This window comes from Acinetobacter sp. R933-2 (assembly GCF_030325485.1).
Taxonomy (GTDB): Bacteria; Pseudomonadota; Gammaproteobacteria; order Pseudomonadales; family Moraxellaceae; genus Acinetobacter; species Acinetobacter sichuanensis.
Genome location: NZ_JACAIJ010000021.1, coordinates 43,084 through 56,401, shown reverse-complemented (window position 1 = coordinate 56,401; position 13,318 = coordinate 43,084). Strand labels below are relative to the sequence as shown.

General features: G+C 35.9%; 12 protein-coding genes. 8 read left to right on the top strand and 4 right to left on the bottom strand.

Going from position 1 to position 13,318, the window contains the following annotated elements; translation table 11 throughout:
- The 3 genes from HX005_RS17870 to pcaF all read left to right on the top strand — a co-directional run.
- Nucleotides 1–303, top strand: a 303-nt coding sequence (locus tag HX005_RS17870) for a 3-oxoacid CoA-transferase subunit A (protein WP_286378381.1), incomplete at its 5' end; no start/stop codon positions are given.
- 20 nt (nt 304–323) lie between these two features.
- Nucleotides 324–974, top strand: coding sequence for a 3-oxoacid CoA-transferase subunit B (locus tag HX005_RS17865; RefSeq protein WP_286378380.1), 651 nt, complete (start codon nt 324–326; stop codon nt 972–974).
- Between the two features lie 308 nt (nt 975–1,282).
- Nucleotides 1,283–2,485, top strand: a complete 1,203-nt coding sequence (gene pcaF, locus HX005_RS17860) for a 3-oxoadipyl-CoA thiolase (protein WP_286378379.1) — start codon at nt 1,283–1,285, stop codon at nt 2,483–2,485.
- Here pcaF and HX005_RS17855 read toward each other — a convergent pair.
- Nucleotides 2,469–3,419: a LysR family transcriptional regulator gene (locus HX005_RS17855; RefSeq protein ID WP_286378378.1), complete on the bottom strand. Its 951-nt coding sequence runs from the start codon at nt 3,417–3,419 to the stop codon at nt 2,469–2,471. The genes pcaF and HX005_RS17855 overlap by 17 nt on opposite strands.
- 608 nt (nt 3,420–4,027) lie before the next feature.
- Entirely contained in the window at nt 4,028–5,230 is a 1,203-nt protein-coding gene (locus HX005_RS17850) for a tyrosine-type recombinase/integrase (protein ID WP_286378377.1), read from the bottom strand.
- A 177-nt stretch (nt 5,231–5,407) separates the two neighbouring features.
- Between HX005_RS17850 and HX005_RS17845 the strand changes: the two genes are divergently transcribed.
- Nucleotides 5,408–5,539 carry a hypothetical protein gene (locus HX005_RS17845; RefSeq protein ID WP_286378376.1) on the top strand — a complete coding sequence of 44 codons (132 nt, stop codon included), beginning with the start codon at nt 5,408–5,410 and terminating at the stop codon, nt 5,537–5,539.
- Between the two features lie 24 nt (nt 5,540–5,563).
- Complete coding sequence (locus HX005_RS17840) at nt 5,564–6,412, top strand: SMI1/KNR4 family protein (protein WP_286378375.1); 849 nt, start codon at nt 5,564–5,566, stop codon at nt 6,410–6,412.
- Between the two features lie 76 nt (nt 6,413–6,488).
- Here HX005_RS17840 and HX005_RS17835 read toward each other — a convergent pair whose 3' ends face one another.
- Complete coding sequence (locus HX005_RS17835; protein WP_286378374.1) at nt 6,489–7,499, bottom strand: AraC family transcriptional regulator; 1,011 nt, start codon at nt 7,497–7,499, stop codon at nt 6,489–6,491.
- Nucleotides 7,500–7,650: 151 nt separating this feature from the next.
- Between HX005_RS17835 and HX005_RS17830 the strand changes: the two genes are divergently transcribed.
- The 3 genes from HX005_RS17830 to HX005_RS17820 all read left to right on the top strand — a co-directional run bounded on the left by HX005_RS17830 (nt 7,651) and on the right by HX005_RS17820 (nt 12,246).
- Nucleotides 7,651–9,084 (top strand): coniferyl aldehyde dehydrogenase, encoded by a 1,434-nt coding sequence (locus tag HX005_RS17830; RefSeq protein WP_286378373.1) that lies wholly within the window; start codon nt 7,651–7,653, stop codon nt 9,082–9,084.
- Between the two features lie 314 nt (nt 9,085–9,398).
- Nucleotides 9,399–10,577 carry an OmpP1/FadL family transporter gene (locus tag HX005_RS17825; protein WP_286378372.1) on the top strand — a complete coding sequence of 393 codons (1,179 nt, stop codon included), beginning with the start codon at nt 9,399–9,401 and terminating at the stop codon, nt 10,575–10,577.
- A gap of 43 nt (nt 10,578–10,620) precedes the next feature.
- Entirely contained in the window at nt 10,621–12,246 is a 1,626-nt protein-coding gene (locus HX005_RS17820) for a long-chain fatty acid--CoA ligase (RefSeq protein ID WP_286378371.1), read from the top strand.
- 118 nt (nt 12,247–12,364) lie between these two features.
- Here HX005_RS17820 and HX005_RS17815 read toward each other — a convergent pair whose 3' ends face one another.
- The gene (locus tag HX005_RS17815; RefSeq protein WP_286378370.1) at nt 12,365–13,276 is read right to left on the bottom strand and encodes a LysR family transcriptional regulator; all 912 of its coding nucleotides are present in this window, start codon (nt 13,274–13,276) and stop codon (nt 12,365–12,367) included.
- Nucleotides 13,277–13,318 lie beyond the last annotated feature (42 nt).

The window sequence follows — 13,318 nt, the reverse complement described above, 5'->3', positions numbered from 1 at the left end:
ACAGGTTTTGGGACGTTGCTTGCTGAAGGCAAACCGACCTTAAACTATGAAGGTAAAGATTTCGTTTTAGAAAATCCAATCAAAGCGGATTTTGCCCTGATCAAAGCACAACAAGGCGACCGTTGGGGTAACCTCGTATACCGTAAATCTGCACGTAACTTTGGTCCAATCATGGCAATGGCGGCAGACGTGACCATTGCACAAGTGTCTGAAGTTGTCGAGTTGGGTGCTTTAGATCCTGAACATATCATCACACCAGGTATTTTTGTACAACATGTTGTACAAGTAAAACCTGCTCAATAATTGGCTACGGAGAATTTAAAATGAGTTATACAAAATTAAGCCGTGATCAAATTGCTGAGCGTGTGGCACAAGACATTCCTGATGGTGCTTATGTCAACTTAGGCATTGGTTTACCGACTAAAATTTCAAGCTATTTACCAAGCGATAAAGACGTATTTTTACACTCTGAAAATGGTTTGTTGGCTTTTGGTCCACCACCTGCTGAAGAAGATCGTGACCCTGAACTGATCAATGCAGGTAAAGAATTTGTGACTTTACTGGATGGCGGTGCTTTCTTCCATCACGGTGACTCATTTGCCATGATGCGTGGTGGTCACTTGGATATCGCTGTTTTAGGTGCTTTCCAGATTGCTGAAAATGGTGATTTGGCGAACTGGCATACAGGTGCTCCTGATGCAATTCCTGCGGTTGGCGGTGCAATGGACTTAGCCGTTGGTGCGAAAAAAGTTTTCATTACCACCGATCATGTGACCAAAAAAGGCGAGCCGAAAATCGTTGCGGAGCTAACTTATCCAGCTACAGGTTTGAAATGTGTAGACCGTATTTACACTGACCTTTGCGTGATTGATGTCACTGTTGAAGGCATGAAAGTGATTGAAAAAGTGGAAGGTCTTTCATTTGAAGAATTGCAGTCGTTGACGGGTGCAACATTGATTGATGCGACGGTTTAAGACACTTTAGAAATATACAGAATCCCCCTAAATCCCCCTTTTTCAAAGGGGGACTTTGACCAATAAATATTTATTTTTCATTGGAAAGTCTCCCTCCTTTCAGGAGGGATTAAGGGAGGTAAAAATTGGAATCAATAATTCTCCTTTTTAGAAGAAGAATTATAAGAACAGTTAAATCACTTCAAATGAGTAAGGGAATTTTCTTCCCCCTTTGAGATGAACGAAGCGCAAGAGGATGAGGGGAACCTAAAACATCCTCTCCCTAACCCTCTCCTTCAAAGGAGAGGGAACTTCAGAAAGAGATTTCTATGAAAAACGCATACATTATTGATGCCATCCGTACCCCATTCGGCCGCTATGCAGGCGGACTTGCACCTGTACGTACAGATGACTTAGGCGCATTGCCAATTAAAGCTTTAATTGAACGTAATCCATCTGTGAACTGGGAAAAAGTTGATGATGTGATTTACGGTTGTGTCAACCAAGCAGGTGAAGACAACCGTAACGTCGGTCGTATGTCTGCACTTCTTGCAGGTGTGCCATACCAAGTGCCTGCAACCACAGTCAACCGTTTATGTGGTTCATCGCTGGATGCTGTGGCAATGGCAGCACGTGCGATTAAAGCAGGTGAAGCAGATTTGATTATTGCAGGTGGTGTAGAAAGCATGTCTCGTGCCCCATTTGTGATGGGTAAATCTGAATCTGCTTATGGTCGTGCACAAAAGCTTGAAGACACCACCATGGGTTGGCGTTTTATCAATCCAAAACTCAAAGAAATGTATGGTGTTGAAACCATGCCTCAAACTGCAGAAAACGTGGCTGAGCAATTCAACATTAACCGTGCCGATCAAGATCAGTTCGCTTTGACCAGTCAGCAACGTACTGCGGCGGCACAGGCAAACGGTTTCTTTGACAAAGAAATTATCGCTGTGACCATTCCACAGCGCAAAGGCGATGCCATTGTTGTGGCAAAAGATGAACATCCTCGTGCAACCACGATTGAAGCGTTAACCAAGTTAAAACCTGTAGTGAAAGCTGAAGGTACAGTCACTGCGGGCAATGCTTCAGGCATTAACGATGGTGCAGCAGCGCTCCTCATCGCTTCTGATAATGCAGTTGCAACGTATGGTTTAAAAGCCCGTGCCAAAGTGATTGGTGCAACAACAGTTGGGGTTGAACCTCGCATTATGGGCTTTGGTCCTGCACCTGCGATCAAAAAATTGCTTGCTCAAACGGATTTAACACTTGAGCAAATGGATGTGATTGAACTGAACGAAGCTTTTGCAGCACAAGCATTGGCTGTGACCCGTGACCTAGGCATTGCCGATGGTTCAGAAAAAGTCAATCCAAATGGTGGTGCGATTGCTTTGGGTCATCCACTTGGTGCATCGGGTGCGCGTCTGGTGATTACAGCACTGAATCAGCTTGAAGCAACAGGTGGTAAATATGCCCTGTGCTCAATGTGTATCGGTGTAGGTCAAGGCATTGCTTTGATTATTGAAAGAGTTTAACTTTTTCAGATAAATGTTGAGCTTTAATCAATTCAACATCCCAAGTAGGAATAGTGTCTAACCGAGCCAATAAAAAGTCTAAAAGCTTTCTGATTTTAGATAAGTTTTTTGAGTTGGCAGGGAAGACTGCACGTAAGCCGTAATTCAATAAAGGATATTCAGGTAAAATCGTGACCAGTTGTTGATTCATAATATGCTTATGTGAAACCAAGGTTGGGAGGCAGACTACGCCTCCTTCACTTAGAGCAAAATCACGTAATAAGTGCACAGAAGAAGAAAGAACATGAATATTGATTTCCATGTCTTTAAATTCAGTCCCTTCTAAATATTGAATGCGATTTCGGGTTGGATAACCCGAATAATAGCCTAGAGGGAGGTCTTTTAATTGTTCAGGATGTTGGATTGGTTCAATATTTTTGAGATATTGAGGCGAACAGCAAAGCACTCGATTCACATTAAACAGTTTTCTTTCGACTAAGCTTTCACCAGTAGGTGGGAACATTTGAAAAACAATATCAAAGCCTTCTGCAATTGGGTCGATAATTCGGTCATTAACCACGATATCGATATTTAAATCAGGATATTCTTTCAAGAAAATCGTAAGTAGATGACCAAAATGATCAATCGCAAAACCTGGCGCCATATGAATGCGTAAACGTCCTTGCATTTTGGAGGTGGCATGTGCCATTTCATCTGCTAAAAATTCAAAACGCTTAATAATATCGGCACATTCATGATAATAACGCTCACCAATATCTGACAAACGCACAGAGCGCGTACTACGATGAAAGAGAGGGGCTTTAATAAAATTTTCTAGCTGTTGAATACGGCTACTAATGACCGAACGAGTGACACCCAATTGTTCTGCTGCTTTTATAAAACTTCCACTTTCTGCCACACGTACAAATGCATCCATGCATTGTAACTTATCCATTATTTATCCCTTGTAAATTAATATATTAGAATACACAACACTCAACTGAAAGTTGAAGTTAATAGTATTTAAAATACTATTGATTTGAGTTGATATTCTAACTCATTTTTTAAAAACCATACATTATTAAAAGAAATTAAATTTAATATTCAGTAGTAAATTTGATCTATATTGAATGATTTGAAAATTTTTTATTTTTAATATTTTAAATAGCCTGTCTGTTTTAATTTAGATCGCTTGAAAATTTAATTGAACTATAAGATAGAATCAAGATATGAAGATAAATGGACAACACGTTAGATTTAAATACTACTACAATGAATAAAAGGAGATAGTCAAATTAGAAGTCTGATTATTTTGGATAGATATATTATACTTATTGGGTATTTTAGATTAAAAAAGAATCAAAATATATTTTTTATTTTATTTATCAAGTATAAATGTTCTTAAATTATCCGCAATTTCTGTGGATAACTCTAGGGATAAAACCTATTTACTTTTATCTTTGATGGATTTGATAGAGCTAAATGAATTTTAAGATGCAATTAATTATAAGTTAATATCATTTAAGTGGTATTTAAGAAATCTAAATTGATCAAAAATATAAATTAAATTGAACTGTATTTTTCAATATAATCTCCCCACCACTGCATCATTTCTTTACGTTGATTAAAATATTCAGCATGATTATAGCTTGCTCGTGTTTTATTTTTATCAGTATGTGAAAGTTGAGCTTCAATCCAACTCGATTGGAATAGTCCTGAATCATTTAATATTGTACTAAAAGTAGATCTTAGACCATGAGAGGACAATTCAGTTTTATTATATCCCATTTTTCTAATACAACTATTTAATGTATTAAAATGAATATGTTGATTTGGGTTTCGAGGACTGTAAAATACATACTTTTCACCGTGCGACCACACTAAAGCAGATTCTATAATTTTTATAGCTTGAGTAGATAAAGGTACTAAAAAGTCAGGAATATCATATCCTAAAATAACTTTTCTTCTGAATTGTTTGACATGAAGCGCGGGGATTTTCCATACTTTATTTTCTAAATCAAAATGATGGGGTTCACAAAGTAAAAGCTCTGAACCACGAACGCCAGTATAAAGCTTTAACCATAAAGCTTTTTTTATAATAGGGTCTGTATTTAACTGACTGATTCTATCTATAAATTCAGATAAATCATCTGATTTTAAATAAGGATAATTTTTCTTAATTTTATTATTTAAGAATATTTTGTTCAGACCATTTGCAATATTATATTCACAATACCCCATAGCCACAGCATAATCATAAATTTGTTTTAAATAACTATATGCTTTTTTAACAGGTTCTTTTACACCACGTGATTCTATATTTTTAATGATAATGACAAGATCATATCGTTTTACATGGCTAAACGATAAATCATGAATATGTGGGTAAATATCTTGAGTTAAACATTTTTTAGCTAACTCTATAACACCGCAGCGAGGTTTATCTTCAAAAGAATTTTTTATTTTAAAAGTTAACCATTCTTCACAGACATCTTGGAAAGATAATTCTTTATTTATTGAAATATAAGAAGTATCTAGACTGAGTTTGTATTCATCTCGTGCAGATCGAGCATCTTTTAATGACATGAAAGGATAAAGACCCAATTTAATTCTAGGTCTTTTTTTAGAGCCTTCTATCGAATAACGATAGCTCCAAGACTTTCTTCCATTCGGATCTATTTTTAAGCTTAAACCATCGTCATCAGCTAAAAAGTAAATTTTTTCCTTAGGTTTTGCCTGCCGTACTCTTGATTCTGTAAGACTCATAAATTTGTATGAAGTAACTACGATAAACTATGCATGATATTGTTATTATAACAAAATTTATTGATAGCGTTTGATGTGTTTATATTGCATCCTATCAACTAGGACTTACACATTGACAGCATGAAAAAATAGTCAAATTGATTCAAAAATCAAGATGGTGGGCGTTTACTAGATGGAATGTTAAAATCTGATGGCACATCTTCAAGTGAAAAATATATTGTACTTTCTCATAGTATGGTGCCAATGAGTTTTTATTGGACGGAAAAAGGGAAAATTAAAACCTCACATGGTCCAGATCCAGATAAATAAGAGTTTAATATAATGGAACAAAAAATGAATTTTCCAACAACCGCTTTAAGACATATACATTCAGGGTATATCGGTACAGTTGAAATATGGCAACAATTTTTTATAGAATTTATTGATAATTATGAAAATTTTAAAGAAGAAAATCCTGAATTTGATGCAAGTGATTTTAGTCATTTAAAAGCTGAATATTTGAACTTAATAAGACATTTTGATGTCGTAGCTATACAAAACCAGTTAGATAAAAAAGAAAAAGATTTAGGAATAGTTTTACCAAAATCATATAAAGATTTTGTATTGGCTGGTGGAATAGAAATTTCCAAGAATTTCACTTATGACTTTTTAACATATTCTGCTTTATCTAAAATTGAAAATATAAGTTATCTTAAAGAAGATAAAAAAGGGTTTAGAGCTTATCACAGTATTATAGAAATGGATGAGGAAGACTATATTGAAAATCCTCAAAGCCTAGCTCAAGCAGAACAGAACCATTATCACTATGTAAACTATTTTGAATTATTTAAATTGACAGGTGAGGAACGAGGCAACATCTTAGATGTGGTGAATATAAAAGATGAATCTGAAATTGGTTATTTTAGCCGTGGTACTTTACCTCTGCATAAAGAATTTAAAAACAGTGTCATTAATATTACAGAATATTTAACTCGTATCTTATTGCCATTTCAACAAACGCAGGATGGTGAATACGAGGCATGGCTTTTTGAGGATGGAAATTTTTACCGTTGTAAGTCATTTGCGGAAATGTATGTGATTGATTTGTTAGGAAGTTGTTCACGTGGTCTAACATCTCAAGGCATGAAAAATCTGTATCTTAGCAGTTTATCTAAAATGTTTAAAAATATGCCCGAATGGTAAGGTTATACTCCCTTAAATCAACGTACCAAAACCATTCTAAGTGTAAAAACTCATTTACTTCCTAGTATTTACTTAGTTAATTAAATCTACCTTTTTTCCATTCGGTTGGGCTAATTCCAAACCAAGACTTAAAACAGCGGCTGAAAATTGATAATTCGGAATATCCAAGTTGTAGTGCAAGATCAGTAAGATGAATATTTGTTGTATTCATTATACGAATAGCTTCTTTTTTACGAATGTTCTCCAAAACATCGCGATAATTAGTTCCATTTTCCTTTAATTTGCGTTGTAATTTTTTAGGATGTATGCCCATACAGAGTGAAATGTTATGAACATTACAGTCACCAGTTGCTAATAACATTTTGATAGCGTTTTCAATCAGTAAATTTTCGTCATGAATAGGTTTATTAGATGAACTTTCTAGCTGTTGTTGAATTAACTGATTCACGATGTTTTCATTAAACATAAGTGGCTTATGTGTTAAATAATCTGATGGAAAATATAAAGCATCCCGATCAGAGTTAAATTCAATTTCACATTCAAAGATTTTATTGAATAACTTTAAAGACTTTAATGGAGGACTTTGTTTGAGTTTAATTTTTTCAGGATGCCATGTTGTTCCGATAAGATCTTGAATAATGTTAAGGATTAGACAAATAGTGAGCTGGGACTTTTGTGGCATTTCCTTATTATCTTTATTAAGACGTACAAAATGAAGTTCACACAGCTTATTTGGAAGTTGATTGACATGAAATACGAGTTCTTCAGCATGTAGATAGGCATATTTCTGAGCAGAGCTTAAGGCATCTAAAATATTATTTTGTCTAGACATATAAATGCCAATGAGTCCGATAGTTCGAATATTCTGAAAAGTACCGAGTTTTAGACCAAAACATTCTTCATTACAACGAATCGCGGCGTTCTCTAACAAACTTAAATAGCAATCATAATCAATAAATGAATTTGGCTCACGAATTGTTGATGGCAAAATACCTTCTTTTTTAAGTAATTCAATAGGATTCATTCCATAACTACGAACCAACTCTTCAAAACCGTTTAAGCTAGCAGCCCTAATATAATTTGCCATCTGATACTCCTTTTTGTCCTAAATTATCAAATTCATGTCCTAAAATGTCAAGCGAAGTGTAAGTGTTCTGCTAGAGTTAAATGAAGTACAACACAATCAAAAAATGAACACTACGATTAGGAATGCACAGTTAATGACAAAAGGAAGGATTATGCTATTCAATAATACTCAGTTAGATATTCAGCAATATTTATATAACTGTTTACATATACAAAAAACCGCAGTAAAAGAGCAGGGCATTGAAAGTATTACTGAAAGGAAGCAGCATTTACTTCAATTAAAAGCCTTGATCCGCGATCATCGTGAGGCACTGATTGAGGCAATTCATCTTGATTATGGTAATCGGTCGAGACATGAAACTTTATTTGCTGAAATTATTACAGCTATAGATGATATTAATAATAGTTTGAAGAATTTAAAAAAATGGACCAAGGTGCAAAAGCGTAAGGTCGATTTAAGTATGTATTGTGGTGGTACTAATCGTGTTATTCCACAGCCACTGGGTGTGATTGGTTTAATTGTTCCATGGAACTTTCCAGTTAATTTGATGTTTTCGCAACTCTCTGCTGTATTCGCAGCAGGGAATAAAGCTATGGTAAAACTTTCTGAGAACTCTCGACATCTTGCAGCACTATTCTTAAAAATAATTCCACAATACTTTAAACCTGAAAAGTTACAGCTTTTTGATGAAACAGGAAGCGTTGGCATTGCTTTTTCAAAGTTACCATTTGATCACATCATGTTTACGGGTTCGAGTGCAACAGGTAAAAAAGTCATGGCTGCAGCAGCAGAAAATCTCACTCCTGTAACACTTGAACTCGGGGGGAAATCACCAGCAGTGATTGATCCTGACTATTGTTTAACGAAAGCAGTAGAGCGAATCATGTTTGTGAAGCAGTTTAATGCAGGACAAATTTGTACAAATGTAGACTATTTATTTTTACATGAATCACAAAAAGATGCCTTTATAGAAGCTTCAAAAAACTGGGTAAAAGAACATGTACCAGATATCCATAGTAATGATTATACATCAATTATTGATGATCGCTCATTTCAACGCTTGAGTAATACCGTCAGTCAAGCATATGAAAAAGGAGCAACGGTAATTAGCCTAAATCAACAAAAAGCTGATCCTTTGAGCCGAAAATTTCCACTGACTCTGATCTTGGACAGTAACGATGAGATGGATATTGATACTCGTGAAACTTTTGGACCCATTCTCATGATTAAAACATATCGCCAGCCAGAAGATGTCGTAAATTACATTGGACAGCGTGATCGTCCATTAGCATTTTATCCATTTAGCACTAAGCAAAGTTTGGTGGATTATTATATTGAAAATGTCATGTCAGGTGGCGTGTCAGTAAATGATGCTTTGTTCCATGTAGGTCAACATGATTTACCCTTTGGTGGTGTAGGTGCAAGTGGGATGGGGCATTATCATGGTTATGAAGGTTTTTTGACTTTCTCAAAAATGCGTCCTGTATTCTATCAAGCGAGTTTTTCTAGCTTAAAATTTTTAGCACCGCCTTATGGTAATTTTGCTGACTGTGTACTGAACTTTTTAACTAAAGCTAAATCTTAAATATTTCTAATCACTTAAAAGCTATTTTTACAATCTGCAAAACATAAATGATGTTGGGCAAGATGAATTGTGCTTGGAATATCAAAAGCAAGGCGATTTTGTGAGTGGGTTATATATTTAATTTTTAAGATGAATATTTCAGGACAGCCATGAAGATACAAAATTATTTATATTTTATCTGATTGCAATGTGTGTAGGGATGAATCAGTGGATAGGAATCTACTGAATTCAATAAATCTGCGTGTTTATATTCGTCTAATCAATTTTTATCACTATATAAATGCCGTAAATCATGGAAGAAAATAGGTATTAAAATGTTAAAAAATAAAACAAAAGTTCCATTCAGTTTGGCTTTAGGTTTTGCTGCTGTATCGAGTATTCAAGCCGCAGGACTTGAACGTTCGGCACAACAAATAGATGCCCTTTTTGAAAAAGGAACTTATGCAGAAGTGGGTTATACACATATTTCTCCAGATATACAGGGGATAGATGCGAGTGGTCATCATATTTCTGACTTAGCTGAAGACTATCAAACGTTAGCTTATGCGGTCAAAACTGATTTAAGTCCAAATCTACGTTTGGCTTTTATTTTTGATGAACCCTATGGAGCAAAAGTAAAATTTAAAGGAGATAGTGATTTTATCGCAACTAATTTTCCTGTTTCAGATTCTAATACACGTCTTGAGGTGAAGTCTAAAAACCTCACGACTTTATTGGGTTATAATTTAAATAAAAATGTGATGATTTATAGTGGCTTAGCAGCACAAGAGCTGCAAACAAATGTGCATTTACGTGGGTTGGCGTATCAAAAATCAAATGGCTATAACAATAGTTTTGATGATCTGTCAGTTGGGTGGGTTGCAGGTATGAGCTTTGCTAAGCCTGAGCTTGGTATTTTGGCATCGCTAAGCTATCGCTCTGAAATTAAGCATAAAACAACGATTAGAGAAGATGTACCTTTAGCTGATTTAATTGGGCTTGACTATTCTCATTTGAATGATGGCAGTATTACGACTCCAAAATCTGTGAACTTAAATTTTCAAACAGGATTAAATCCAAAAACAGCATTACATGCCAAACTACGTTGGGTGCCGTGGAGTGATTTTGCCTTTTATCCTCCGATTCTAAGAGCGGCAACAGGTCAGGCATTAAATAATACTGGTTTACCTCTCGTAGCTTTCCGTGATGATCAAATAGCGGCTGAACTTGGTATTAGTAAAAGCTTATCACCAAAACTTGCAATGTCTATTTCAGGTTTATGGGATTCTGGCGCTGGTGCTCCAGCACCAACATTAGGTCCAGTCGAAGGATATTGGGGCATCGGTTTAGCAACTAAATATAAGTTTAATCAAAATTTTGCTTTGAGTTTAGGCGGTCGTTATATGTGGTTTGGCGATGTAAAAGGTGAAGTCTCTGATGGGCGTATAGTGGGTGATTTTCAGGATAATAAAAGTTATGCCGTAGGTGTAAAGCTCTCATATCAAATGAAGTAATAGGGAATTTTTGTTTTAAATAAAACGTATAAAGGAGTTTCAAATGTTGGGAAATATGATGTTTAAACCACTGTTAATTAGCAGTCTAATCGAACATGCAGCGCAGTATCATTATGATACCAAAATTATTTCTAAAAATGTAAATGGTAGCTTTGTTGAAACCACATGGTTAGATATTTCTAATAATGCGAAGAAATATGCAAATGCTCTAAAAGCATTAAATATTCAACCAAGTGATCGTGTTGCCACCATGGCATGGAATAATCATCGTCATGTAGAAGCATGGTATGCAATAACGGGTTCAGGTATGGTGTGTCATACCATTAATCCACGTTTATTTCCTGAACAACTTACTTTTATTATTAATGATGCAGATGATAAAGTTCTAATGTTTGATCAAACATTTGCGCCTTTAATTGCTTCATTACGTACAGCTATTCCACATGTAAAACATTTTGTATGTATGAGCGAATATGATGCGACTATCGCAGAACTTATGCCAGATGTAAAATTTTATGATGATTTGATCGCTGCTCAAACAGCAACTTTTATTTGGTCTAAATTTGATGAAAACACAGCAGCTGCATTGTGTTATACCTCTGGGACAACTGGTAATCCGAAAGGTGTTTTATATTCACACCGTTCAACGGTATTACATAGTTTTTCAATTTGTTTGCCAGATTCTATTAATCTCTCTTCAAACGAAATTGTACTTCCTGTTGTACCCATGTTTCATGTAAATGCATGGAGCATTCCATATGCTGCAGCGATGGTGGGTTTTTCCTTAGTACTTCCAGGTCCTGATTTAGATGGGAAAAGTTTGGTCGAGCTGATTGATCAATACAACATTACAGTAGCATTAGGTGTACCAACCATTTGGCAGGGCTTATTGGCTTATGCTCGAACTTCAAAAACTGAATTAAAAAGTTTGACAAGAACTATAGTCGGAGGAGCAACTTGTCCACCAACGATTATTTCTGAGTTTAAAGAACGTTATAACTGTGAAACAGTTCATGCTTGGGGTATGACGGAAACAAGTCCATTAGGTACAATTAATAATTTAAAAGCTAAGCATAGTGGCTTATCTGAAGAAGAAAAGCTTAATGTGCGTTTATCCCAAGGGCGCCCACCTTTTGGAGTATCTATTCGAATTGTTGATCAAGAAAATGGAATACACAGTTTAAGGGATAATGAGCAATCTGTTGGGCATTTACAGATCCAAGGTCACTGGATTGTTGAGCGTTATTTTAATCAAGATAAACATACATTAACAACAGATGGATGGTTTGATACAGGTGATATTGCATCAATCGATCGTGATGGTTATATGAGTTTGAGTGATCGTGCGAAAGACTTAATCAAATCGGGTGGTGAATGGATTTCATCAGTAGAATTGGAAAACATTGCTTTAGAGCATCCAGATGTTGCAATGGCAGCAGCGATAGCAGCAATACATCCGAAATGGGATGAACGCCCGATTCTAATTGTAAAAAAGAAAGCCGAAGGTCAAATAACTGAAGATGGCTTGCTTGATTTTTATCAAAATAAAATCGCCAAGTGGCAGATTCCAGACAGAATAGTATTTGTAGATAATATCCCAATTAGTGGTACTGGAAAAATGGTTAAAAAAGATCTTAGAGAAAAATATAGACATATTTTATCTTTATAGCCGTAAAGCCGTGCCCTTAAGTACAGGTATCTAAAATTTTTTGGCTCAATTCACTCAAAGCAGCCTATTTAGAAATTTTTATTTTAAAAAGGCTGCTGTGTAATATCAGTTACGTGACTTAAGATGCGTAACTTTTTATCTTTTCACGTAACCACTGCAAACCTGGATCTGCATCGAAACGTGAGTGCCAGTATGCCAAAATATCAGGTGCTGGGAAATTCACAGGTGGTTCATGGCAGCTTAATTCAAAAGTGCTAGCAAGTACTTCAGCAATGGGTTTAGGTAAATTACAAATATAACCAGTTTGTGAAGCAATTACGGGCATTGCCATAAAGTTTTGTACTAATACTCCAATGTGTCGTACTAAACCTTGAGCATTCAAAGTTTGATCAATAATATTACCATCACGCTGATGAGCCTCAATCATCACATGGGGTCGTTCCAAATAGAGTTTAAGTGGAAAACGCCCTGATGCTAAGCCCTCTCGCTTCCAAATCATCGTGAGCAAAGGAACTGTAGTGATCGGTTCATAACAAAGGCTCGTGCCAAGTACCATTGCTGTGCTGATAACAAGATCAATTTCACCACTTTCTAATAATGCTGTGATCATATTGCTTTGTGGTAATGGCACTACTTCAATCATTAACCCTGATGCCTCCTGCGCAATGTGCTGGATCAGTTGGGGTAAAATCTGAAATTCTACAAAATCGCCAGAAGCTATACGAAATTTTCTTTGCGCTGTGCTAGGGATGAAAGGGGTAGAGCCTTGTAATACATCATCAAGACCCGATAAAGCATCACGCACTGGACCAATCAACTCTATAGCACGTGCTGTGGGTACTAGACCAGTACGACCAACTACAAATAACTCATCACCTAGTCGCTCACGCAGGCGACGTAGGGCATGGCTAACTGCTGATTGGCTGAGCGCTAAACGTTCACTAGCTCGGGTGACATTTTGAGTCTCCCAGAGCATGACGAAAACCACCAGTAAATTGAGATCAAGAGTTCTTGTATTAATATTATTCATACTTTGAATGCTATATATTCATTTCCTTCATTGCAAGAGACT